Consider the following 22,358-nt stretch of genomic DNA (forward strand, 5'->3'; position numbering starts at 1 on the left):
ACCAGCAGCCCGGCGGTCAGAACCCCGAGCGGGGCGGTGAACCCGAATACGAGGGGGTGGCGGCCGACGGGCCGTCGGGCCCTGCCGATGGGCAGGCCCGGCGCGTCCGGTCGCGGGCCGGACGCGTGGCCGTCCCGGCCGGCCGCGCCGGGTTCGCCCGGCGGGGCGGAGGGCGTGAACTGATCACCAGACATGGGGGCTCCTGAACCTGAGAAACCCCCTTCTCTGCCCGGCCGGGACGCGGTCTATCGTCACCGCCGCCGCCGGTGATCCGCCCGGTGGCCGAGGCGGGGACGCCGTGCCGCGCCCGCCGCACGATCAGGGCTCTGACCTGCGCCGTTTCGCCGGACCGGGCAGGGGGTAGGCCGCTCATCCCGGGGTGGGCGGGGAGCGGGCAGGACACGAGCCAAGGAAGAACGGCATGGGGGAACCGCAGCAGGTGCAGGTCGAGATCCTCGACCAGGTCGCCATCGAGGACCTGATCGGGAAAGTGGAGGACGTCGCCCGGCAGCCCGGCGCGGCCGACCGGGTGGCCAGCTGGCGTGCCGAGCACGGCTCCGAGCACGCCACGCCCCAGGCCCGTTCGTTCGTCGTCGTGGGGCCGACGCTGATGTTCCTGCACCCGTGCCCGGACGGCGTCGTCCTGCCGTTCGCCGCGTACCCGGACGGGACGGTGAAGGTCTACACCGATCCCGAGCACGCCGGGCTGAGCTTCTACCGCGACTCCGGCGGGTAGGCGCGTCCGGCATGGTGCCCGGTCAAGGGGGTACATCGTGGTTGCGGTCAACCCCCCGCAGGCGGCGCTCGTGCGAGCGGGCCCGCGCTGTGGCCTCGTCACCGGCCTCACACCACACGAAGGCACGAACATGAGGACATCACCACGGGGCCCGCGAGCGCTGCTGCCCTTCCTGTCGGCCCTCTGCGTGCTGGCGCTCCTGCCGGCCTGCAACCCGGGGCAGCGGGAGTCGCCCCTCCCCCAGGGCACGTCCAGGGAGGGGCTGGTCGACGGGCAGGTGGGCGCGATGCGGCTGCTGCACGTGCACATCCTGGCCCCGCCCATGGACCGGCAGAAGGCGGGCGACGACCTGGGCCTCTACCTGACGCTGGTCAACGAGAGCGACCAGCCCCAGAAGCTCGACGGCGTCACCACCGTGCACGCCAGGAAGGTCGTCTACCGCGCGGGGCCGGGTGCGCCGCAGCAGGACGTCAACGTGACGGTGCCGGCTCGCTCGACCGTCTCGCTCCAGGAGGGGCAGAGCCGTCCGCACCTGGAGGTCCTGGACATCGACCGTCCGCTCGGCGCCACGCCGATCGACGTCACCTTCCGCCTGACCACCGGCACGACCACCCTGCGCATCCCGGTGCTGCCGCTGGAACCGGGGAGCACGCCCGCCCCGGGCCACAGCTGACCCGTTCGCGAGGCTTCTGCCATTCTGTGGAGCCATGTATCCCGGGTCCGCGCTTGGTGAGTTCCTTCGTTCCCGTCGTGCCCGGCTCAGCCCCGAGGAGCTGGGGCTGAGTCACGGCGTCCGCCACCGCCGGGTGGCGGGGCTGCGCAGGGAGGAGGTGGCCCCGCTGGCCGGGGTCAGCGTCGGCTACTACACGCGTCTGGAGCAGGGGCAGAGCCCGAACGTCTCCGACGACGTGCTGGACGCGATCGCCCGCGTGCTGCGCCTGGACGAGGACGAGGTCAGGCACCTGCACCGGCTGGCCAGGGTCGCGCGGGCCAGGGAACGGGTCCGGCCCGAGCGGCTGCGTCCCGGCATCAGGCTCATGGTCGACTCCTTCGCCGGGGCGCCGGCGATCGCGGTGGGCCGGCGGGGCGACATCCTGGCCTGGAACCGGCCTGCGCACGCCCTGCTGGCCCCCCACTGGGCCTTCGACGCCGAGGAGCGACCCAACTTCATCCTCATGGACTTCCTGGAGCTGGACTTCGCCCGCCGCCTGTACGTGGACTGGCCGGGCAAGGCCCGGGACGACATCGCGTACCTGCAGGGGTCGCTGTCCAGGTTCCCCGGCGACGAGGGCGTGACCGGCCTGGTCGAGGAGCTGCTGGTGCGCAGCCCGGAGTTCCGGGAGATGTGGTCGGAGCATCCGGTCAGCAACTGCGCCTCCATCTCCCGCGACTACCGGCATCCGGAGGTGGGCGTCATGACCCTCACCGCCGAGCTGCTGCGCACGCCCGACGACGAGGGCCAGGGGGTGACGGTGTTCCAGGCCGAGCCCGGATCGCCGTCGGCGGAGCGACTGGGCCGCCTGATCGAACTCGTCGCCGCCCGACCCGTCCCGTCGCACCGGCTCGCCGGCGCCTGACCGGTCGCGTCGCCCATCAGGCGGCGAGGCGGCGGGCGGCGGGGCGTGCGGCGGGGGCGCGGCGCGGGAGCAGCGCGGCGGCCGCCGCGCCGAGCAGGGCGACCGCCCCCGCCACGACGAAGGCGGCGTGCAGCCCGCCCAGCGTCGCCAGCACGCGGGTGGTGACCGGGACGAGGGCCTCGGTGCGCGCGGCCACGACGGCGATCAGCCCCGCCACGCCCACGGCTCCGACGAACGTGGGCAGCTGCGCGAGGCTGCCGGCCACGCCCTGGTCGGCCTCGTCCAGGCCGGAGGTGATCGTGGTGATGGCGGCCACCACGGTCAGCACGTGCCCGAAGCCCATGGCCGCCGAGGTGGCCAGCAGCACCGGCAGCCCGCCCTGGGCCGGCAGCAGCACCATCGCCGCCGTGCCGGCGGCCTGCACGACCAGGCCGAGCACGATGGTCGCGGCGGTGCCCCTGGCGCCGATCAGCCGGGCCGCGACGGTGCCGGCGAGCAGCGCGGCGACGCCCTCGCCCAGGAAGCCGAGCCCCGTCCGCAACGGCGACCAGCCGAGCACGTCCTGCATGTAGATGCTGAGCAGCAGCGTCGCCCCGCCGCACATGCCGAACGTCACCAGCCCGATCGTCATCCCCCACGTGACGGTCCGGCGGCGCAGCAGGCGCAGGGGCACCAGGGGGGCGGGGTGCCGGGACTCGACGACGAGGAACGCGCCCAGCAGGGCCGCCGCGGCGAGCAGGATCACCGGCGTCACGAAGCCGTCCCCGTCGCCGGCGGAGATGCCGAAGACCAGGGCGAACAGACCGGCGGCGGCCAGCAGTGCGCCCGGCACGTCCAGCCGGGTCCGCTGCCTGGCGGCGCTCTCGCGGACCACGGCGAACGCGCCCGCCACCACGAGGACGCCGATGCCGAACAGGATGAGCATCGTCCAGCGCCAGTTCAGTCCGCTGGTGATGAGCCCGCCACCGATCGTGCCGATGACGAACCCCAGCGAGAGCAGGGCGCCGTTGACGCCCAGCGCCCGCGTCCGCCGCGGCCCTTCGGGGAAGGCGGCGGTCATCAGGGCCAGCGCGGTCGGGCCGATCATGGCCGCCGCCACGCCCTGCCCGGCCCGCGCCGCGACCAGCAGGCCGGGGGTCGGCGCGAGGCCCGCCAGCAGCGAGAACGCCGCGAACGTCAGCACTCCGGCGATGAACAGGCGGCGCCGGCCCAGCGTGTCGGAGGCCCGCCCGAACAGGGGCATCAACGCGGCCGTGGGCAGCAGGCAGGCGGTGGCCACCCACTGCAGGCCGGAAGCGGTGGCGAAGCCCAGGTCCCGGCCGATCTCCGGCAACGCCACCGTGATGATCGAATAGTCGAGGCCGGTCATGAACGTCGCACCGCACAAGGTGATCAGGATGAGCCGGCCGCGCAGCCCCAGCCGCGCGTCGCTCCGCAAGGTCTCTGTCATGCCGGCAAGCCTGCGGCGCCGCCAGGAGTCCAGCCAGCGCCCTGTTGAAGGTACCTCTGCCAGATGCAGGCTGAGCGCGCGGCCGGACGGCGGTCAGGAACGGAGAAGCGCCGCCAGGCGGGGCGCGGCTAGCGTGACCGGCATGGACATCACCATCCACTCCAGCTACCTCCCCCACGACGACCCGGACGCCTCCCTGGCCTTCTACCGCGACGCGCTCGGCTTCGAGGTGCGCGGCGACGTCGGCTACGACGGGATGCGCTGGATCACCGTCGGCCCCGCAGGCCAGCCCGGCACGTCGATCGTGCTGCAGCCGCCGGTCCCCGACGGCTGCGGGATCACCGAGGACGAGCGCCGCACCATCGTCGAGATGATGGCCAAGGGCACCTTCGCCGGCATCAACCTGTCCACGGACGACCTCGACGCCGTCTTCGACCGGCTGGCGGCCAACGGGGCGGAGATCGTCCAGGAGCCGGCCGAGCAGCCGTACGGGGTGCGCGACTGCGCCGTACGCGACCCGGCGGGCAACCTGATCCGCATCAACCAGCGGCTCTGAGGCGGCGAGGTCAGGGGCGGGCCGCGTCGAGGAACCGTCGCGCGCCGCGCAGCTCGGTCCGCAGCGCCCGCCGGGTGGCGGCGCAGTCGAGGCGCACGTCCAGCGGGCCGGGCACGCCCGACCCGGCGCGCAGGCCCGCCGGGATCCGGTCCGGGTCGAGGCCGTCGCGGCGGGCGACGAGCAGGCCCAGTTCGTACCGACTCAGCGCGTCGGCCCCGGCGACGTGGTGGACGCCGGACCGGCCGGAGGCGGCCAGTTCCAGGAGGGCCGCCGCGAGGTCGGCGACGTGCACCGGGCATCGCACGTCGTCGGTGAACAGCGCGCCCTTCGTCCGGCCGGTGGCCAGGGCGTGCACCAGCGCCTCGTGCGGCGAGCCGGCGCCGACGATCAGCGACGTCCTGGCGATCACCGCGTCCGGCGCGACCGCGGCCACGGCCGTCTCGGCGGCCGCCTTGGCCGCGCCGTACGGGCTGATCGGGTCGGGGAGGCACGTCTCGTCGTAGCGGGTCGCGGCCCCGGAGAAGACGGCGTCGCTGGAGACGTGGACCAGGTGACCGCCCGCCGCGGCGGCGGCCAGGGCGACGTTCGCCGCCCCGGTGGCCATGGTCGCCCAGTCGTGCTGCCGGGAGGTGGCGTTGACGACCGCGTCCGGCCGGACCTCGGCGACCAGCGCCTCGACGTCGGCGCGCCGGCGCACGTCGAGCGGCGACCACGCGACGCCGGACGCCTCCCCGGGACGGCTGTGGCAGGTCGCGGCCACCTCGTGCCCGGCCGCCACGCCCTGCCGGACGAGCTCGCCGCCCAGGAAGCCGCTGCCGCCGACGACGAGCAGCCTCACGGGTTCGTGGCCCCGACGTAGGCCGCCAGGTGCTCGCCGGTCAGCGTGGAACGGGCGGCGACGAGGTCGGCGGGGGTGCCCTCGAAGACGACCCGGCCGCCGTCGTGGCCGGCCCCGGGGCCGAGGTCGATGATCCAGTCGGCGTGCGCCATGACCGCCTGGTGGTGCTCGATGACGATCACCGACTTGCCGCCGTCGACGAGCCGGTCGAGCAGGCCGAGAAGCTGCTCGACGTCGGCGAGGTGCAGGCCGGTGGTGGGCTCGTCGAGCACGTAGACGCTGCCGCTCTTGTCGGCCATCTGGGTGGCCAGCTTGAGCCGCTGCCGCTCGCCGCCGGACAGCGTGGTGAGCGGCTGGCCGAGGCTCAGGTAGCCGAGCCCGACGTCGGCGAGCCGGCCGAGGATGGCGTGCGCGGCCGGGGTGCGCGCCTCGCCCGCGCCGAAGAATGCCTCGGCCTCGGTCACCGGCATCGCCAGCACCTCGCTGATGTCCCGGCCGCCGAAGCGGTACTCCAGCACCTCGGCCTGGAAGCGCCTGCCCTCGCACTCGTCGCACACGGTGGCGACGCCGGCCATCACGCCCAGGTCGGTGTAGATGACGCCGGCGCCGTTGCAGTTGGGGCAGGCGCCCTCGGAGTTGGCGCTGAACAGGGCCGGCTTGACACCGTTGGCCTTGGCGAACGCCTTGCGGATCGGGTCGAGCAGGCCGGTGTAGGTGGCCGGGTTGCTGCGCCGCGAGCCGCGGATCGGGCTCTGGTCGATCGACACCACGCCCGCGCCCGCCGGGACGGACCCGTGCACGAGCGAGCTCTTGCCGGAACCGGCCACGCCGGTGACGACGACCAGCACCCCGAGCGGGATGTCGACGTCGACGTCGCGCAGGTTGTGCTTGTCCGCGCCGCGGATCTCCAGCGCTCCGGTGGGCTTGCGCACCTCCTCCTTCAGGTGGGCGCGGTCGTCGAGGTGGCGGCCGGTGACCGTGCCGCTGGCCCGCAGCCCCTCGACGGTGCCCTCGAAGCAGACGGTGCCGCCCTCGGTGCCGGCGCCGGGGCCGAGGTCGACGACGTGGTCGGCGACGGCGATGGCCTCCGGCTTGTGCTCGACGACGAGCACGGTGTTGCCCTTGTCGCGCAGCCTGGCCAGCAGGCCGTTCATCCGCTGGATGTCGTGGGGGTGCAGGCCGATGGTGGGCTCGTCGAAGACGTACGTGGTGTCAGTGAGGGAGGAGCCGAGATGCCGGATCATCTTGACGCGCTGGGCCTCGCCGCCCGACAGCGTGCCGGCCGGCCGGTCGAGGGACAGGTAGCCGAGCCCGATCTCGACGAAGGAGTCGAGCGTACGGCCCAGGGTGGCCAGCAGCGGCGCCACGGACGGCCGGTCGAGGCCGCGGATCCACGCGGCCAGGTCGGTGATCTGCATCCGGCAGGCGTCGGCGATGCTGACGCCGTCGATCTTCGAGGACCGGGCCTCGGCGCTGAGCCGGGTGCCGTCGCACTCGGGGCAGGTGGTGAAGGTGACCGCCCGTTCGACGAAGGCGCGGATGTGCGGCTGCATGCCCTCCTTGTCCTTGGACAGGAATGTCTTCTGGATCTTCGGGATGAGCCCTTCGTAGGTGAGGTTGACGCCCTCGACCTTGACCTTGGTCGGCTCCCGGTAGAGGAAGTCCTGCATCTCCCGCTTGGTGAAGTCGCGGATCGGCTTGTCGGGGTCGAGCAGCCCCGACTCGGCGTAGACGCGTACGGTCCAGAAGCTGTCGGACTTCCAGCCCGGGATGGTGAAGGCGCCGCCGGCCAGCGACTTGGAGTCGTCGTAGAGCTGGGTGAGGTCGATGTCGGAGACCGTGCCGCGGCCTTCGCAGCGGGGGCACATGCCGCCCAGGCGGGTGAAGCTCTGCCGGACCGTCTTGCTGGAGCCGCGCTCGACGGTGATCGCGCCGGTCGCGCGGACCGAGGGCACGTTGAAGGAGTAGGCGTTGGGCGAGCCGATGTGCGGCTGCCCGAGCCGGCTGAACAGGATGCGCAGCATCGCGTTGGCGTCGGTGGCGGTGCCGACGGTGGAGCGGGGGTCGGCGCCCATGCGCTGCTGGTCGACGATGATCGCGGTGGTCAGCCCTTCGAGCACGTCCACCTCGGGCCGGGCCAGCGTCGGCATGAAGCCCTGGACGAACGTGCTGTAGGTCTCGTTGATCAGCCGCTGCGACTCGGCGGCGATCGTGGCGAACACCAGGGAGCTCTTGCCCGAGCCGGACACGCCGGTGAACACCGTGAGCCGGCGCTTGGGGATCTCGACGCTGATGTCCTTGAGGTTGTTCTCGCGCGCGCCGTGGACCCGGATCAGATCGTGGCTGTCGGCGACCTGCCGCTCGGGCGGCGTGTGCGTGCTCATCGTTTCTCCATCTCTCGCGCGGGGCCCCCGCCTGCGTCGCCTGAGCGGATCCGACCAGCTACGAGGGTATGACCCCACGGTAGCGGGGGTTCGGAGGCGGGTGCTTCTCCGTTCCTGACCGGTGCGCCCGCCCTCCCGCGGAGACGGCGTTCAGCGGCCGGTGCCGGCGATGAAGTCGAGCACGTCCTGGTTGAGCCGGTCGGCGTGGGTGATGAAGATGCCGTGCCCGGCCCCGGCGTACTCGTGGTAGACGTTGCCCGGCACCAGTTTCGCCAGCCGCCGCCCGCACAGCCAGACGGGGGCCGAGGCGTCGGCGTCGCCGTGGATGATCAGGGTCGGCACGCGGACGGCGGCGCTCTCCTCGCGCAGGTCGGTGCAGACGCCGGTCCTGACGACCTCGTGGGCGGCCCTGGCCGAGCAGTCGAGGCAGCGCTGCACGGTCCACTCGACGAGCTCGGAGGAGATCTTGTTGCCCAGGTGCGTGGCGAAGAACGCCTGGGCGTTCTGGGCCAGCCACCTCGGGCGGTCCTTGGCGCGGTCGGCCGCGACGGCGTCGAAGCGGGCCTGGTCGACGCCGTCGGGGTTGTCGGGCGTCCTGACGGCCAGGGGCGCGGTGGGCGAGATCAGCACGATCCGGCTCACCCGGTCGTCCCCGTGGCGGGACAGGTAGCGGATCACCTCGCCGCAGCCCATCGAGTGCGCCACCAGCGTCACGCCGCGCAGGTCGAGGTGGTCCAGCAGCGCCGCCAGGTCGTCGGCGAGGTTGTCGTAGTCGTATCCGTGGCCGGGCCAGTCGGAGCGGCCGTGGCCGCGCTTGTCGAAGGCGACGCAGCGCAGGCCGCTCTCCGACATCGGCATCATCTGGAACTCCCATGAGCTGCTGCTGAGCCAGGCCCCGGCCACGAACACGACAGGCTCGCCCTGCCCCCAGTCGGTGTAGAACAGGCTGGTCCCGTCGTGGCTGTCGAAGTACGGCATGTGATCCTCCCGCAAAGTCCTCGCGCTTACGGAAGAACTCTCGCGCGGGGCAGGTCATGCCGTCGATTACGTGCCAGGTAATGCCGTCGCCTACGTACCGGCCAGCCCCCGTTCCAGCACCTCGAACGCCAGGTCCACGGCGGCGACGTGGTCGGCGAGCACGCCGGCGGCCCTCTCCCCGGCCAGCTGGCGGGCCGCGGCGGTCAGGTAGGCCGAGCGGAACGCGCCGACGAGCATGGCCGCGGTCAACCGGCCGGGCAGCCCCTCGCCGGACTCGTCGATCAGGGCCGCGAGCACGGCCTCCAGCTCGTCGGCGATCTCCCTGGCGCGGGCCCGCAGCGCCGCGGAGCCGATCACCACCCGGAAGAAGTGCACGAACCGGTCGTCGATCCCGCCGAGCGGGTGGCCCTCGCGCGCGTGCCGGACGAGCATGTCCCGCAGCGCGGACAGCACCGGCTCGCCCGGCCGGCGGCCCCGGACGGTCTCGGTGACCAGGTCGACCAGCTCGGGGATGCGGTCGAAGAAGATGTCCTCCTTGCGGGGGAAGTAGTTGAACACCGTCACCTTGGAGACGTCCGCCGCCTCGGCGATCTCGCCGATGGTCACCTCGTCGAAGCCGCGTTCGTAGAAGAGCATCGAGCCGTGGTCGGAGATGCGCTTGCGGGTCTCGGCCTTCTTGCGTTCGCGGAGCGATGGGGTCTCTTTCACAGAAAAAGTGTATCGCACTCAAAATTTAGTCGGGTATAGTTTTCGCCATGGACTACGACGTGATCATTTCCGGTGGCGGTCCCGTGGGGCTGATGCTCGCCTGTGAGCTGCGGTTGCACGGCGTCCGCGTGGCGGTGCTGGAGCGGCTGACCGACATCGACCAGACGGTCAAGGCGGGCTCGGTCAACACGCCCACGGCGGAGGCGTTCTACCGGCGCGGGCTGTTCCCCGTGCTGGAGGAGGCGCAGGCCGAGACCATGAAGGCGATCCAGGCGTTCATGGCGCAGCGGGGCGGGGCGGCGGCGGCCGAGCAGCCCAAGGTGTCCTCCTTCGCCGGGCACTTCGCCGGGCTGTGGCTGCTCAGCGAGCTGGTGGACGAGAGCGACCCCGACTTCGCCGACCGCGGGCCGGCCACCCGCCTCACCGGCATCCGGCAGCAGGACATCGAGCGGGTGCTCGGCGAACGGGCCGCCGAACTCGGCGTGGACGTGCTGCGCGGCGTGGAGCTGACCGGCTTCGAGGCCGCCGCCGACGGCGTCGTCGTGCGGGCGGGCGAGCGGGAGTTCCGCTGCGGGTGGCTGGTGGGCTGCGACGGCGGCCGCAGCACGGTGCGCCGCCTGGCCGGCTTCGACTTCCCCGGCACGCCCCCGCTGATCACCGGCCACCAGGCCGTCGTGACGATGGAGGGCGCCGAAGGGCTGGCCGCGGGCTGGAACCACACCGACACCGGCACCTACGCCAACGGGCCGACCCCCGGCCGCATCCTCACCGTCGAGTTCGACGGACCGCCCGAGGACCGCACCACGCCGGTCACCGCCGAGGAGCTCCAGGCCAGCCTGCGGGCCGTCTCCGGCGTGGACGTCACCGTCACCGGCGTCAGGACGGCCACCCGCTTCACCGACAACGCCCGCCAGGCCACCACCTACCGGCTCGGCCGGGTCCTGCTGGCCGGCGACGCGGCGCACGTCCACTCGCCCTTCGGCGGTCAGGGGCTCAACCTGGGCATCGGCGACGCCGTCAACCTCGGATGGAAGCTCGCCGCCGTGGTCCGGGGCCGCTCGCCCGAGGCGCTGCTCGACACCTACACCGCCGAACGCCACCCCATCGGCGCGTGGGTGCTCGACTGGACCCGCGCCCAGGTGCAGCTCATGCGGCCCGAGGCCGGTCCCCGGGCGCTGCGGGCCGTCGTGTCCGACCTGATCGGCACGACCGAGGGCACCACGTACTTCGTCAAGCGGCTCTCGGGCGTCTGGCAGCGCTACGAGCTGCCCGGCGACCATCCGCTGGTCGGCCGGAGCGTCCCCGACCTGGAGCTGGCCGACGGCAGCCGGGTCGGCGACCATCTCCACGACGGGCGGGGGCTGCTGCTGGACCTCGGGGCCGGCCTGGCCGCCGACCCGCGCGTGCCGCTGCTGGCGGCCAAGCCGGTGGACGTCCGCGACTTCGCCGGCCTGCTGGTCCGGCCCGACGGCGTCGTCGCCTGGGCGGGCGACGCACCGGACGCGGCGCTGGAGGAGGCCCTGGCCACCTGGTTCTGACCGCGCTGTTCTGACCGCGCTCCGGGCGGCGCTCAGCCCTGGACGCGGCGGGCGGCGCGCGGATCCGGCACGAACCCGAACCCCGGACGGACCTCCTGCAGCACGGTCAGCGCCGTCCGCCGGGCCGTCGAACGCGGCCTCCCCGGTACGTCCTGGGACATGCGGGCCCTCCTTCCCGGCCGCCGGCGGCCTACTGGGCGACGGCCCAGTCCTGGTACGTGGTCCGCCCCAGGACGGCGTCGTCGCCGGGCACCAGCGAGCGCTCGCTCAGCTCGCTGCCGAAGTAGCGGGCGTGCACGTCCCTGACCACCTCGCGCGGGTCACCGAGACCGGCCAGGGCGTTGCGGAAGAACTCGTCCATGCGGTACTGCTCGGGGCCGGCGATCTCGATCCGGCCGTTCAGCGGCGTCCCGGTCGCGACCCGGCCGACGGCCGCCGCGACGTCGTCGCCCGCGATCGGCCGGAACAGCACGGGCGCGATGTGCACCTCGCCGTCCACGGTGGACGCGTCGGCGATGGCGCGCACGAACTCGAAGAACTGCGTCGCGTGCACCAGCGAGTACGGGATCCCCGACTTCTCGATCAGCCGCTCCTGGGCGATCTTCGCGGCGAAGTAGCCGTTGTCGGGCATGCGCTCGGCGCCCACGACCGACAGCGCGACGTGGTGGCCGACGCCCGCCGCGGCCTCGGCCGCCATCAGGTTGCCCGTGGAGCTCTCGAAGAACTCCAGGGCCGCCGCGCGCTCGAACGACGGCGAGTTGGAGACGTCCACGACGACCGACGCGTCCTCCAGGACCTCGGCCAGCCCCTCCCCCGTGACGGCGTCGACGCCCGTCCTCGGGGACGCGGCGACCGCCTCGTGCCCCTCCCCGGCCAGCTTGTTCACGAGCTTCGACCCGATCAGACCGGTCCCGCCGATCACGACGATCTTCATGACGACCTCCCTTTCGCCCGGGGCAACCCCTCTGGTGACATGTCCAGTCCGCGGCCCGGCGGCACCGGCCATGACGCGTCCATTACCCGTCGATGTCCTGTCCTGTCCGGACGACCCGGGAGATGATCGGGACGAGAGATCCCCGCCCTGGAAGGACCCCGCCTTGAGCGACGCGTACGCGACCCGGAGCCGGCTCAGCCCGAGCGCCTTGGCCCGGCCCTCCGCGATCCACGGCACCGGCCTGTTCGCCGTCCGCCCGATCACCCGGTGCGTTTCGGCAACCACTCCTGCGACCCCACCCTGTGGCACCTCGACGCGACCACGGTGGCCGCGCGCAGCGACCTCGATCCCGGCGAGGAGCTGACGATCGACTACGCCACCCACAGCGGGGTCGGGACGTGGGCGATGCCCTGCCGGTGCGGCACGTCCCTGTGCCGCGGACGCGTGACCGGCGGCGACTGGCGGCTGCCCCGGCTGCGGGCCGCGTACGGCGACCGTTGGACCCCGCCCCTGCTCGCCCGCATCGCGGCCGACCGCGCGGAAGGTTAGCCCGCGCCGCGGTCAGTCGTGCGCGGGGGCAGGAGTGCGGCGACCAGGGCGCGGAGGGCGGCCAGGGCCTCGGCGTGGTCGACGCGTTCCGGGGCGAGCAGCCACTGCTGGTGGACGCCGATGCCGGCGCCGACGAGCGCGACGGCCAGGGCCTCCGCCGGCAGGCCAGGCGGCAGCGGGAGGCGTTCGAGCCAGCGCCGGCAGTGGTCGCGCAGCGCCTCGTGGATCTCGACGTAGCGGTCGCGGACGGGCGAGCCGGGCTCCAGCGCCTCGACCAGCAGGGTGACGAAGAGCTTGGTGGTCGGAAGGGCGAACAGCGCGCCGACCCCCTGGTCGAACGGCTCGAACCCCGGATCGCCGGTCTCGGGGACGGCGGCCAGGCCGTCGCGCACCCTGGCCACCGAACGTTCGAGCACGGCCAGCAGCAGGCCCTCCTTGCCGCCGAAGTGCCATGGGATGGAGCCGCGGCTGATGCCCGAGCTCCGGGCCACGTCGTGGAACGTGGTCTGCCGGTAGCCCTTCTCGGCGAACAGCTCGGCCGCCGCGTTGAGGATCAGCTCGCGGCTCTCGTTGCTGGTCTGTTCCCGTCGCGTTGTCATGCCACCTCCTCTGTGCTAACAATCATATTCTATGTTGACCAACACAGAGGAGAATTCCATGAACGTCGCGATGATCGCCAAGCACTACCCGCAGGCCGCGTACCGGGAGGAGTTCGTCGGGCGGGTGCGCAAGGTGGCCGAGGCGTTCCGGGGCATGCCCGGCTGCCTGTCGGCCGAGTGCTGGCTGTCGGAGGACGCGGTGGTCTCCATCGTGCGCTGGGAGTCCGACGAGGCGTTCGCCGCGTCGCTGGCCGCGCTCGGGACCGCCGACGTCGACGTGGCCTTCGACGAGCGCGAGGCCCGGCCGCGCGAGATCGTCCGGCTGGTCGCCGCCTGAGGCTAGTAGCCCGAGGGGCGGACGAGCCCCGTCTCGTACGCGAAGACCGCCGCCTGCGTACGGTCACGCAGCCCGAGCTTGACCAGGATCCGGCTCACATGGGTCTTGACCGTCTGCTCGGCGACCACCAGGCGCTCGGCGATCTCGGCGTTCGACAGGCCCTGCGCGATCAGCGACAGCACCTCGGTCTCGCGCTCGGTCAGGTCGCCCACGCGCTCCTTCAGCGGCGCGCGCCGCGCGCCGCTGACCCGGGTGAACTCGGCGATCAGGCGCTTGGTGAGGTTCGGGGCCAGCAGCGCGTCGCCGGCCGCCACCACCCGCACCGCGTGGGCCAGCTCGGCCGCCGAGGCGTCCTTGAGCAGGAAACCGGACGCCCCGGCGCGCAGGGCCTCATAGACGTAGTCGTCGAGGTCGAACGTGGTCAGGACCAGCACCTTCGCCGACGCGTCCGGACGGGCGGCGATCCGGCGGGTGGCCTCGATGCCGCCGAGCTCGGGCATGCGCACGTCCATGAGGACGACGTCGGGGTCCAGCTCGGCGACCTGGGCGACGGCGTCGAGCCCGTTGACGGCCTGACCCACGACCTCGATCCCGGGCTCGGCGTTGAGCAGCACGGTGAAGCCCTGACGGACCATGACCTGGTCGTCGGCGATGAGCACGCGGATGCTCGTCATGAGGTGGCCTGGATGCCTTTCTCCTGGTCGACCGGCAGGAACACGCTGACCTCGTAACCGCCCGCCGGCGTGGGCCCGGCGACCAGGTCGCCGCCCAGCATGGCGGTGCGCTCGCGCATGCCGAGCAGCCCGTGCCCGGCGCCGGGCGAGGGCCGCGCCGGCCTGCCGGGCGGGCCGTTGACGACCCTGATCGCGAGCGAGCCCGGCCGGTACTCCAGCCGGACCGTCACCGCCGCGCCGGGCGCGTGCCGCATGGCGTTGCTGAGCGCCTCCTGCACGATCCGGTACGCCGACAGCTCCACGCCCGGCGACAGCGGACGCGCCCGCCCGGCGATCTCGGCGGTGAGCGTGACGCCCGCGCCGCGCACGTTCGCCAGCAGCTCGTCCAGCCGGTCGAGCGTGGGCTGCGGCGCGTCGCCCGGCTGGTCCTGCGCGCGCAGCACGCCCAGGACCCGGCGCAGCTCGGTCAGCGCCTCGACGGCGTTCTGGCGGATGCCCGCCAGGTTCTCCCTCAGCTCCTGCGGCGGGTCGTTCACCAGGTGCGGCGCGACCTGCGCCTGGATGGAGATCACCGACATGTGGTGGGCGACCACGTCGTGCAGCTCGCGGGCGATCCTGCTGCGCTCCTCCAGCAGCGTGCGGCGGGCCCGTTCCTCGGCGGTCAGCCCCTCCTGGGCCTCCAGCCGGGTACGGGTCGTCCTGAGCTGGCGCACCCCGGCCCCGACGGCGACCGCGACCGCGTCGGCCATCAGGGCCGTCACCCCCAGCCCGCCCCCGTTGGCCTCCGGCATGAGCGCCACGATCGCCACCCCGGTCAGCGCGGTGATCGCCAGCGCCTTGACGGCGACGCGGGGGCGTACCCGCAGCGCCAGCAGGAACAGCACGCCGGCCTGCAGGGCGACGCCGGAGCCCGTCCACGGGAAGGCGAGCGGTCTGGCCTGCGAGAAGGGCAGCCCCTCGTACGCCTCGGGATGCACCGTCCAGGGGAAGCTCAGATCATTCGCCACGTAGACCATGCCCGCCCGCGCCCCGGCGACCATGAGCACGATCGTCGCCCACCAGGCGGGCACCGGCCGCCACATCGCCAGCACCATGGCCGCCGCCATGGCCATGGCCAGCAGCGGGACGGTCGGGTCGATGCCCTCTCCGCCGGGGTACAGGCCCATGGCCGTCGCGTACAGGACGACGACGGCGTGCGGCAGCCGGGACAGGGCGCGCGGCCCGCCCATGCGGGGCAGGGGGTCAAGGGCCGTCGTCCACAGATCCGCGCGCAGGGTCGCGAGGGCCTTCCGCAGCCTGCTCATCCGCCCTCGCCCATGTTCCTTACGTCCCGGCTTGCACCCTTGGTCCAGCTTATTGGTGAGCCGGTCACGATCCGCGCGAGGTTCGCCGGCGCCACCCCCGACACGCACGCCGCCGGGCCCGCCACCAGCGCGGCGACGGACGTGGCGAGCAGAATGCGGCGGCCACGGGTGCCCATGGGGATCCTTTCGGTGCGGAGGAGCGGTCCCCCTCGACGCTACGGATCCCCCGGCTCGCGGGCCTCCCGCTGCGGAGCTCACTTCCCGCGTAGCTCTCGGGTACTACGGGATGTACCTCAGCCGTCCACGGGCAGGCGCAGGCGGCGGCCCCGCCAGCGGTCGCGCAACCAGCGGTCGTGGCTCGCCACCACGACCGCGCCCGGACCGTCCTCGGCCATGGCCGCCTCCAGCTCGTCGGCGAGGCCGGGTGACAGGTGGTTGGTGGGCTCGTCGAGCAGCAGGACGTCGGGCGGATCGGCGATCAGCAGCGCCAGCGCGAGGCGGCGGCGCTGGCCGACCGACAGCTCGCCCACGCGCAGGCCGTGGTCGCGCGGGCGGATCAGGCCGAGCGAGCGCAGCGGCACGGCCTCGGCCCGCTCCGGCCCCAGGGCTCGTTCGTACGTCTCCCGGACCGTGCGGGCGGGGTGCTCGAACGTCGTGTCCTGGGGCAGCAGGCCGACGGTCAGCCCCGGCCGCCGCCGTACCCGCCCGGCCGGTTCCAGGTCGCCGGCCAGGATCGCGAGGAGGGTGGACTTGCCCGCGCCGTTCGGGCCGGTCACCAGCAACCGGTCCCCCGGGCTCAGGTCGAGCCGGTCGAGCGAGAGCCGCCCCGCCACCTCGACGCCCCGCACCGACAGCAGCGGCTCGCCGCCACGGCCCTCCCAAGGAGCAACCGGGTCTTCCCGGGCGGCGACGAGGTCTTCCCGGGTGGCGAGGGGGGCTTCCCGGGGAGCGGCGGGGTCCTTCTTCGGGGGGAGGAGGGGGGCGGTGAGGCGGAGTGGGGGTGGCGGGGCGGGGACCTGATCGCGTTCCAGCTCGGCGAGCCGGCGGGCGGCCTCGCGCACCCGCCGGGAGATCTGCTGCTGCACGCGTCCGGCGCGGTGGCCGTAGCCCATCTTCTCGTTGTCGCGGCGCAGCCCGTCCTGGGCCACCCGCCGCGCGGTCACGGCGACGGCGCGGCGCAGTTCGTCCAGTTCCTCCTGCTCGGCCGCGTGACGCCGCTCCCAGCGTTCGCGCTCGGCGCGTCTCCCCGTCAGGTACGCGCTGTAGCCGCCGCCGTACCGGACGGGACCGTCCACGGCGGGGTCGAGGTCGAGCAGGTCCGTGCAGACGGCGTCGAGGAAGGCCCGGTCGTGGCTGGCCACGACCACCACGCCGGTCATGCCGCGCAGCTCCTCCTCCACGAAGACGGCGGCGTCGTCGTCGAGGTGGTTGGTGGGCTCGTCCAGCAGGAGCGCGGCGGGCCGCCTGATCAGCAGCGCCGCCAGCGCGAGGCGACCGCGCTGCCCGCCGGACAACGACCCGAGCGCGCGCGGACGCGGCACGCCGCCCAGCCCCAGCCGGTCGAGGACGATCTCCGCGCGCCGGTCGGCGTCCCAGGACTCGCGCTGCTGAGCCTGGTCGAGCCGGGCCCCGTACGCTTCGAGCAGCGCGGCGTCGTCCGGCGACCCCGCCAGCTCGCGGGTGAGCCGGTCGAGCTCGGCCAGGTCCGTCCGCGCCTCCCGCAGGGCGTCGTCGAGCACGTCGGCGAGCGTGTCACCGGCCGCGAACGGCAGCTCCTGGTGCAGGAAGCCCAGGTCGGCGGGGCGTACGACGGTGCCGGAGTCGGGCTCGTCCGCACCGGCCAGCAGCCGCAGCAGGGTGGACTTGCCCGCGCCGTTCTCGCCGATGAGCCCGATCCGGCGGCCGGGGGCGGCGGTGAGCGACAGGCCGTCGAGCACGCGCCGCGTGCCGAGCGTCCGGACGAGATCGTGGGCCAGCAGCGCGTCACTGACCGGCGGGCAGGGGTGGGAGACCATGTGAACCTCGGAGGAGGACGCGGGCGCGCCGAAGCCGCCCGGTGAGAAGGACAGGGATTCGGGGACGACGAAACAGGGCCTCGCCGGCGGCGCTCACGCGCTCACGCCGGGGCCGATCAACCTCCGGTGTCACCCGGAGATGTCGTCGTCACCTGCCATGTCCGGTCTCCTGGTCGTGGATCACAAGCGTTTCCCGACGTAGCCTACGCGGCCCCGGCAGGCGACGCACCCGTGGGGACGGCGGGCGGCCTGCCGTACCGCCCGTCGCCCGCTCTAGGGCCGGAGCACGATCTTGCCGTGGGCGTGGCGGCGTTCCAGCTCGCCGAAGGCGTCCCGCACCCGCGCCAGCGGGTACACGCGGGCGATCGGCACCTCCAGCTCACCCCGCGCGGCGAGCCGGGCCAGCTCCCCCACCACGACGGCGCAGGCGGCCGCCCCCTCCCCGTACGTCCGCGCGCCGCCCCTGGCCGCGCCCGCCCAGTCGCAGATGGTGTCGATGCGCTCGGGCCGCACGCCCAGCTCGACCGCGAGCTCCACGTAGCCGTCCCCGTAGGTGTCGATGAAGGCGTCCACGTTCCCGCCGGAGGCCGCCCGGATCCGCTCGGCCACGCACTCCCCGTACGCCACCGGCACGACGCCGTGCCCCTTCAGCCAGGCGTGGTTCGCCTCGCTCGCCAGCCCGATCACCGTCGCCCCCCGGCGCCGCGCGAGCTGCACGGCGATGGACCCGACACCGCCCGCCGCCCCGGACACCACCACCGTCTCCCCCGGCCCGGGATCGACCGCGAACACCGTGGCGTACGCCGTCGTGCCGGCCACGTACAACGACCCGGCGACCTCCCACGGCAGTCCCGCCGGGTGCAGGGTCAGCGCCACGTCGTCTACCACCGCCGGGCTGGATCCCGGCCGCGCGCACCTCGACCAGCACCTGACCCGGTCCCGGCACCGGACGCCCGACCTCCTCCACCCGCAGGACGTCGATCCCGCCGTACTCGTGGAACCGCACAGCCTTCATCGCCTGATCACCGCTCTTCCTCCTCAGGGCCGGTCCTCGGATCGGCCGCGCCCCACCATGCCCGCACCCGGCCGCCGGAGTAACGGAGCGCTCTTCCCAGGACCGGCGATCCTAGGGAGGGCCACTTGACTTCAAGTGGACTTGAAGCCGCAGGATCCCGCACATGACCAAGAACCAGACGACAGGCCGTACCGGCGAAGAGACCGACGCGCTCATCGCCCTGCTGGACATGGCGGACAACATGCCCGGGGCGGGCGAGCTGCGTGCGCGTTCCTACGAGTTGCTCGACCTCGTCCCGGAGGCGGCGGTGGCCGACGTCGGCTGCGGATCGGGCCGCGCGGTGGCGGAGATGGCCGAGCGGGGCGCGCGGGCGATCGGCGTCGACCCCGACGAGCGGATGATCAGCGTGGCGGGCGGGCGCTGGCCTGCCGGTGAGTTCCGGGTGGCGCAGGCGTACGAGCTGCCCTTCGCCGACGGCGAGCTGCGCGGCTACCGGGCCGAGAAGGTGTTCCACGTCCTGGACGATCCGGCCCGTGCCGTCGCCGAGGCGCGGCGCGTGCTCGCCCCCGGCGGGCGGATCGTGCTGCTCGGACAGGACTGGGACACCTTCGTCATCGACTCCGGCGACGCCGCGCTCACCCGCCGGATCGTGCACGCCCGCGCCGACCTCGTCAGGGCCCCGCGCGTGGTCCGCCGCAGCCGCAACCTCCTGCTGGACGTGGGCTTCACCGACGTCACCGTCGAGGTGCGCACCACGGTGTGCACCGACGCGACGATGGTGCCCGCGCTGGCCGATCTGGCCGGGAAGGCGCGCGCGGCCGGGGCCGTCACCGACGAGCAGGCCGAGACCTGGCTCGCCGAGCAGCGCGAGCGCGGCCGGACCGGGCGGTTGTTCCTCGCCCTGCCGATGTTCGTGACCGCGGCGACACGCTAGCCCGCCGGCGCCCGGGTCAACGGCGGGGCGGGGCGAGGTCGGCGAGGTCGGCGAGCTCGCCGCTCTGGTGCCGTTCGAGCAGAGCCTCGGCGCCGTGCTCAAGGGCCCGGGCCGCCTCCGCCGCGCGCGGGAGCATGGTCGTCTCGTACGCGGCCACGGCCTCGGCCACCGTGGCGGAGCCGGCCAGCGCGAGGGCGAGCTCGCAGGCGTCGAGCATGGCCAGGTTGGCGCCGGCGCCGAGCGGCGGCATCAGGTGGGCGGCGTCGCCGAGCAGGGTCACGGACGGCGACCGCTCCCACGCGTGCGGGACGGGCAGCGCGAACAGCGGACGGTCGACGTACGGCCCGTCGTTGCCGCTGATCATCCGCAGCAGCGACGGCGACCAGCCGGAGAAGGCGTCGAGCAGCCAGGAGCGGATTCCGGCGGTGTCGCCGGCGTTCAGGCCGTTCGCGGCGATCCAGCCGGCGGGCAGGCGCTGGATGACGTAGACGCGGATGTGGTCGCCGCCGTTGCGCTGGGCGAACAGGGCGCGGTCGCCGTCGGCCGCGGTGGCGCCGCCCTGGCCGACGAGCTCGGCGAGGTCGGGGTGCGCGTTCCCGACGTCCTGGAACCACGCCTCCAGGAAGGTGACCCCGGTGTAGCGCGGCACGGCGGCCGACACCGCCGGCCGCACGCGGGAGAACGCGCCGTCGGCCCCGACGACGAGGTCCGCCTCGACGGACGTGCCGTCGGTGAAACGCACCCGCCGCGGACCGCCGGCCGGGCCGGTGACCTGCTCGACGGCCTGGCCCCACCGCACGGTCCCCGGTTCCAGCGAGCCGAGCAGCAGGTCGCGCAGCGCGCCCCGGTCGATCTCCGGCTTGAACAGCTCGTCCTCGGCCGGGACGTGGTGGTCCAGCAGCCGTCCGGCCGGGTCGAGCAGGCGCATCTCCTGCCCTTCCGGGCGGGCCAGCCGGAAGAAGCCGTCGAGCAGGCCGGCCTCGCGCAGGGCGACCTGGCCGTCGTCGGCGTGCAGGTCGAGCGTGCCGCCCTGGTCGCGCGCCCGCGGGTGAGGGTCGCGTTCGTGCACGGTCACGGGGATGCCGTGCCGCTGCAGGACGCGGGCGCAGGTGAGCCCGCCAGGGCCTGCCCCGATGACGTGGATCCGCGCGGCGGCGGGTGCGGGTGAGCGCATGGCTGAACCTCTCGTTCAGGGGTCCGGGTGGGTACGGTCCCAGAGAAGCAGAACGAGTACAAAAGTGCAACTGGTCCACTTATTGCCTCATGCCACCTTTTGCTAGGGTGGGCGGCATGGACACGCCACCCGTCACCGGCCGCCGCGAGCGCAAGAAGGCCGCCACCCGCAAGGCCATCGCCGACGCCGCCCTGCGGCTGTTCCTGGAGCGCGGCTACGACCGGGTGAGCGTCCGGGACGTCGCCGAGGCGGCCGACGTGTCGACCACCACGCTGTTCAAGCACTTCCCGAGCAAGGAGGCGCTGGTCTTCGACGAGGAGGAGGACCGGGAGGCGGAGCTGGTCGCGGCGGTGCGCGGGCGCCCCGAGGGGCAGAGCGTCGTCGAGGCGCTGCGCGGGCACGTACTGGCGTCCTGGCCGCCGCTCGCCGCCCATCCGCTGCGGGCCGAGTTCACCGCGCTGGTGGAGTCCACGCCGGCGCTGCTGGAGTACTACGAACGGATGTGGACCCGGCACACCGCCGCCCTCGGCGCGGCCGTCGCCGAGGACGCGGGCGTGGCCCCCGACGACGTCGCTTGCCACGCGCTGGCCCGGTTCGTCCTGGAGACGCCGGCGCTCACCCGGGGGCGGAAGGATCTTCGCGGGGCCGTCGAGCAGGTCTTCGACCTCCTCGCGCACGGCTGGCGTCCGCCGAGCTGACGGCCGGACGCCGGCCCGCGCCCCTCAGACGATCCGCGACGACCGCCCTCCGTCGATCCCCCACGAGACGATCCTTGTGGGCGTGATCGTGATGACCTCCCGCGAGAAGTACGGCACCGGCGGCTCATGGTCGGTCGAGGCCACCGCCGTGCCCCGGATCTCGATGCCGCGCACCACCCACGGGTCGACCGAGGCCAGGTCGTCCACGACGAGGGCGACCGTGCTGCCCCGCTGGACGTTCCTGAACTTCTTGGAGGCGCCCATCGCGTGCCCGCCGATGGTGATCGTGCCCGAGGCGGCGTCCACGAAGAAGCCCACGGGGTTGTTCTGCACGTCTCCGGAGGGGGAGACGGTGGCCAGGCGGCCGAGGTGCTGTCCGGCCAGGTAGTCGAGCTCTGGCTGCGTGAAAATCATGCGGGAAGTATGCAACGTTGACACCGGCGTCATCCCAAATCACCTCATGTGGCGCGGATCACTGTCACAGGCGCCCGGTGGCCGGAGTCTCCTGTGCGACCGGCCACGACGGCGGCGGACGACGACCGTCCGGCGCCGGCGGCCGGCCACGACCAGCCGTCCACGAGTGAGGACCACGATCACGAAACCCCGTTTCGACCTGATGAGCAACGCGCTCGGCGCCAAGATCGCGGCCGCCGCCGGGGAGAGCGCGGTGCGGGTCAACCTGGTGGCCGCCTGGCGCGAGTCCACGGTGTACACCGACGCCGAACGCGCCGCGCTGGCCCTGGCCGAGGAGGGCACCCGGCTCGCCGACAGCCACCACGATGTGTCCGACGAGACCTGGGCCCGGGTGCGCGAGCACTACGACGACGACCAGGTCGTCGCGCTGGTCTCCCTGATCGCCGTGATCAACGCCAACAACCGGCTCAACGTGATCGTCCGCACCCCGGGCGGCTCCTACGAGCCCGGCATGTTCACCGGCCTGGCGAACTGACGCCGGCACGTCGCCCCGGGACGGGGGCCGGGCGATGTGTCAGCATGCGGCCATGAGCGACGACGATCTGATCGAGTTACGCCGCGAGATCCACCGCCACCCCGAACCGGCCGGCCAGGAGCGGCGCACCGCGGCCCTGGTCGCGGACACGCTGCGGGCGGCGGGCCTGGAGGTTCGGACGGGCGTGGGCGGCCACGGCGTGGTGGCCGTCCTGGACGCGGGCGACCGTCACGGCGTCGAGCCCTGACGGCCCGCGGGGGCTCCGACCCAGTTCTCAGTGATCCCCAAGGGGTCGCTCGCACACTGAGGCCATGAGAGGCATCCGGTTACTCATCGCCCTGGCAGCCTGCTCGGTCCTGCTGCCGGCCGTACCCCCGCCCAGGCGGCCGCTCCGGCGCGCTTCCGGCCCGG

The 22,358-nt window shown here is 73.6% G+C and carries 26 protein-coding genes and 1 pseudogene; 11 read left to right on the forward strand and 16 right to left on the reverse strand.

What is annotated here, in order from left to right; all coding sequences use genetic code 11:
• Window positions 1–194 (reverse strand): annotated as a pseudogene (locus AB0J97_RS11965) (hypothetical protein); the annotation flags it as partial.
• Between the two features lie 227 nt (window positions 195–421).
• Between AB0J97_RS11965 and AB0J97_RS11970 the strand changes: the two are divergent.
• The 3 genes from AB0J97_RS11970 (at window position 422) to AB0J97_RS11980 (ending at window position 2,313) form a co-directional block, all read left to right on the forward strand.
• Window positions 422–736 (forward strand): hypothetical protein, encoded by a 315-nt coding sequence (locus tag AB0J97_RS11970; RefSeq protein ID WP_357707879.1) that lies wholly within the window; start codon window positions 422–424, stop codon window positions 734–736.
• A 130-nt stretch (window positions 737–866) separates the two neighbouring features.
• Entirely contained in the window at window positions 867–1,409 is a 543-nt protein-coding gene (locus tag AB0J97_RS11975) for a hypothetical protein (protein WP_364087395.1), read from the forward strand.
• Between the two features lie 34 nt (window positions 1,410–1,443).
• Window positions 1,444–2,313 (forward strand): helix-turn-helix transcriptional regulator, encoded by an 870-nt coding sequence (locus AB0J97_RS11980; RefSeq protein WP_364087397.1) that lies wholly within the window; start codon window positions 1,444–1,446, stop codon window positions 2,311–2,313.
• Between the two features lie 16 nt (window positions 2,314–2,329).
• Here AB0J97_RS11980 and AB0J97_RS11985 read toward each other — a convergent pair whose 3' ends face one another.
• Complete coding sequence (locus tag AB0J97_RS11985; protein WP_364087399.1) at window positions 2,330–3,763, reverse strand: MFS transporter; 1,434 nt, start codon at window positions 3,761–3,763, stop codon at window positions 2,330–2,332.
• 142 nt (window positions 3,764–3,905) lie between these two features.
• On the opposite strand from AB0J97_RS11985, the gene AB0J97_RS11990 reads away from it, so the two are divergent.
• Complete coding sequence (locus AB0J97_RS11990) at window positions 3,906–4,319, forward strand: VOC family protein (RefSeq protein WP_357707873.1); 414 nt, start codon at window positions 3,906–3,908, stop codon at window positions 4,317–4,319.
• A 10-nt stretch (window positions 4,320–4,329) separates the two neighbouring features.
• Here AB0J97_RS11990 and AB0J97_RS11995 read toward each other — a convergent pair whose 3' ends face one another.
• The 4 genes from AB0J97_RS11995 to AB0J97_RS12010 all read right to left on the reverse strand — a co-directional run bounded on the left by AB0J97_RS11995 (window position 4,330) and on the right by AB0J97_RS12010 (window position 9,227).
• Window positions 4,330–5,157, reverse strand: coding sequence for a sugar nucleotide-binding protein (locus tag AB0J97_RS11995; RefSeq protein ID WP_357707872.1), 828 nt, complete (start codon window positions 5,155–5,157; stop codon window positions 4,330–4,332).
• Entirely contained in the window at window positions 5,154–7,541 is a 2,388-nt protein-coding gene (locus AB0J97_RS12000) for an excinuclease ABC subunit UvrA (RefSeq protein ID WP_364087402.1), read from the reverse strand. The genes AB0J97_RS11995 and AB0J97_RS12000 overlap by 4 nt, the downstream gene beginning before the upstream one ends.
• 150 nt (window positions 7,542–7,691) lie before the next feature.
• On the reverse strand, window positions 7,692–8,519 hold the full coding sequence (locus AB0J97_RS12005; RefSeq protein ID WP_364087404.1) for an alpha/beta hydrolase: 828 nt from the start codon (window positions 8,517–8,519) through the stop codon (window positions 7,692–7,694).
• A 90-nt stretch (window positions 8,520–8,609) separates the two neighbouring features.
• Window positions 8,610–9,227 (reverse strand): TetR family transcriptional regulator, encoded by a 618-nt coding sequence (locus AB0J97_RS12010; RefSeq protein ID WP_357707867.1) that lies wholly within the window; start codon window positions 9,225–9,227, stop codon window positions 8,610–8,612.
• A gap of 47 nt (window positions 9,228–9,274) precedes the next feature.
• Between AB0J97_RS12010 and AB0J97_RS12015 the strand changes: the two genes are divergently transcribed.
• On the forward strand, window positions 9,275–10,765 hold the full coding sequence (locus AB0J97_RS12015; protein WP_364087407.1) for an FAD-dependent oxidoreductase: 1,491 nt from the start codon (window positions 9,275–9,277) through the stop codon (window positions 10,763–10,765).
• A gap of 32 nt (window positions 10,766–10,797) precedes the next feature.
• Here the strand turns inward: AB0J97_RS12015 and AB0J97_RS12020 are convergent, their stop codons facing one another.
• Both AB0J97_RS12020 and AB0J97_RS12025 read right to left on the reverse strand, forming a co-directional pair.
• Window positions 10,798–10,926: a hypothetical protein gene (locus AB0J97_RS12020; protein WP_364087409.1), complete on the reverse strand. Its 129-nt coding sequence runs from the start codon at window positions 10,924–10,926 to the stop codon at window positions 10,798–10,800.
• A 29-nt stretch (window positions 10,927–10,955) separates the two neighbouring features.
• A complete protein-coding gene (locus tag AB0J97_RS12025) occupies window positions 10,956–11,699 on the reverse strand; it encodes an SDR family oxidoreductase (protein ID WP_357707863.1) in 744 nt (247 codons plus the stop codon).
• Window positions 11,700–11,966: 267 nt separating this feature from the next.
• Between AB0J97_RS12025 and AB0J97_RS12030 the strand changes: the two genes are divergently transcribed.
• On the forward strand, window positions 11,967–12,248 hold the full coding sequence (locus AB0J97_RS12030) for an SET domain-containing protein-lysine N-methyltransferase (protein ID WP_364087411.1): 282 nt from the start codon (window positions 11,967–11,969) through the stop codon (window positions 12,246–12,248).
• Here AB0J97_RS12030 and AB0J97_RS12035 read toward each other — a convergent pair.
• On the reverse strand, window positions 12,245–12,847 hold the full coding sequence (locus tag AB0J97_RS12035) for a TetR/AcrR family transcriptional regulator (protein WP_364087413.1): 603 nt from the start codon (window positions 12,845–12,847) through the stop codon (window positions 12,245–12,247). The two genes, AB0J97_RS12030 and AB0J97_RS12035, sit on opposite strands and share 4 nt — an antisense overlap.
• Window positions 12,848–12,905: 58 nt before the next feature.
• On the opposite strand from AB0J97_RS12035, the gene AB0J97_RS12040 reads away from it, so the two are divergent.
• Entirely contained in the window at window positions 12,906–13,184 is a 279-nt protein-coding gene (locus AB0J97_RS12040; protein ID WP_357707858.1) for an antibiotic biosynthesis monooxygenase family protein, read from the forward strand.
• Between the two features lie 2 nt (window positions 13,185–13,186).
• Here AB0J97_RS12040 and AB0J97_RS12045 read toward each other — a convergent pair whose 3' ends face one another.
• The 5 genes from AB0J97_RS12045 to AB0J97_RS12065 form a co-directional block, all read right to left on the reverse strand.
• Window positions 13,187–13,858: a response regulator transcription factor gene (locus AB0J97_RS12045; RefSeq protein ID WP_357707856.1), complete on the reverse strand. Its 672-nt coding sequence runs from the start codon at window positions 13,856–13,858 to the stop codon at window positions 13,187–13,189.
• A complete protein-coding gene (locus AB0J97_RS12050) occupies window positions 13,855–15,162 on the reverse strand; it encodes a sensor histidine kinase (RefSeq protein WP_364087420.1) in 1,308 nt (435 codons plus the stop codon). The genes AB0J97_RS12045 and AB0J97_RS12050 overlap by 4 nt, the downstream gene beginning before the upstream one ends.
• Complete coding sequence (locus AB0J97_RS12055) at window positions 15,159–15,338, reverse strand: hypothetical protein (RefSeq protein ID WP_364087422.1); 180 nt, start codon at window positions 15,336–15,338, stop codon at window positions 15,159–15,161. Before AB0J97_RS12055 ends, AB0J97_RS12050 begins: the two co-directional genes overlap by 4 nt.
• Window positions 15,339–15,455: 117 nt before the next feature.
• On the reverse strand, window positions 15,456–17,177 hold the full coding sequence (locus AB0J97_RS12060; protein WP_364087424.1) for an ABC-F family ATP-binding cassette domain-containing protein: 1,722 nt from the start codon (window positions 17,175–17,177) through the stop codon (window positions 15,456–15,458).
• Between the two features lie 273 nt (window positions 17,178–17,450).
• Window positions 17,451–18,065, reverse strand: coding sequence for a zinc-binding dehydrogenase (locus AB0J97_RS12065; RefSeq protein ID WP_364087426.1), 615 nt, complete (start codon window positions 18,063–18,065; stop codon window positions 17,451–17,453).
• Window positions 18,066–18,355: 290 nt separating this feature from the next.
• Here AB0J97_RS12065 and AB0J97_RS12070 point away from each other — a divergent pair, with 290 nt between their 5' ends.
• Complete coding sequence (locus AB0J97_RS12070) at window positions 18,356–19,126, forward strand: methyltransferase domain-containing protein (protein ID WP_364087428.1); 771 nt, start codon at window positions 18,356–18,358, stop codon at window positions 19,124–19,126.
• Window positions 19,127–19,142: 16 nt separating this feature from the next.
• On the opposite strand, the gene AB0J97_RS12075 is transcribed toward AB0J97_RS12070, so the two are convergent.
• On the reverse strand, window positions 19,143–20,300 hold the full coding sequence (locus tag AB0J97_RS12075) for an NAD(P)/FAD-dependent oxidoreductase (RefSeq protein ID WP_364087430.1): 1,158 nt from the start codon (window positions 20,298–20,300) through the stop codon (window positions 19,143–19,145).
• 116 nt (window positions 20,301–20,416) lie between these two features.
• Between AB0J97_RS12075 and AB0J97_RS12080 the strand changes: the two genes are divergently transcribed.
• Window positions 20,417–20,998, forward strand: coding sequence for a TetR/AcrR family transcriptional regulator (locus tag AB0J97_RS12080; protein ID WP_364087433.1), 582 nt, complete (start codon window positions 20,417–20,419; stop codon window positions 20,996–20,998).
• 24 nt (window positions 20,999–21,022) lie between these two features.
• Here the strand turns inward: AB0J97_RS12080 and AB0J97_RS12085 are convergent, their stop codons facing one another.
• Window positions 21,023–21,412, reverse strand: coding sequence for a PPOX class F420-dependent oxidoreductase (locus tag AB0J97_RS12085; protein WP_357707843.1), 390 nt, complete (start codon window positions 21,410–21,412; stop codon window positions 21,023–21,025).
• A gap of 166 nt (window positions 21,413–21,578) precedes the next feature.
• Here AB0J97_RS12085 and AB0J97_RS12090 point away from each other — a divergent pair, with 166 nt between their 5' ends.
• Together AB0J97_RS12090 and AB0J97_RS12095 are read left to right on the forward strand one after the other, a co-directional pair.
• Window positions 21,579–21,947 carry a hypothetical protein gene (locus AB0J97_RS12090; protein WP_364087436.1) on the forward strand — a complete coding sequence of 123 codons (369 nt, stop codon included), beginning with the start codon at window positions 21,579–21,581 and terminating at the stop codon, window positions 21,945–21,947.
• Between the two features lie 52 nt (window positions 21,948–21,999).
• A complete protein-coding gene (locus tag AB0J97_RS12095; protein WP_364087438.1) occupies window positions 22,000–22,194 on the forward strand; it encodes a hypothetical protein in 195 nt (64 codons plus the stop codon).
• The last annotated feature ends 164 nt before the right edge of the window (window positions 22,195–22,358 follow it).

It is taken from the genome of Nonomuraea sp. NPDC049607 (assembly GCF_040675375.1).
Taxonomy (GTDB): Bacteria; Actinomycetota; Actinomycetes; order Streptosporangiales; family Streptosporangiaceae; genus Nonomuraea.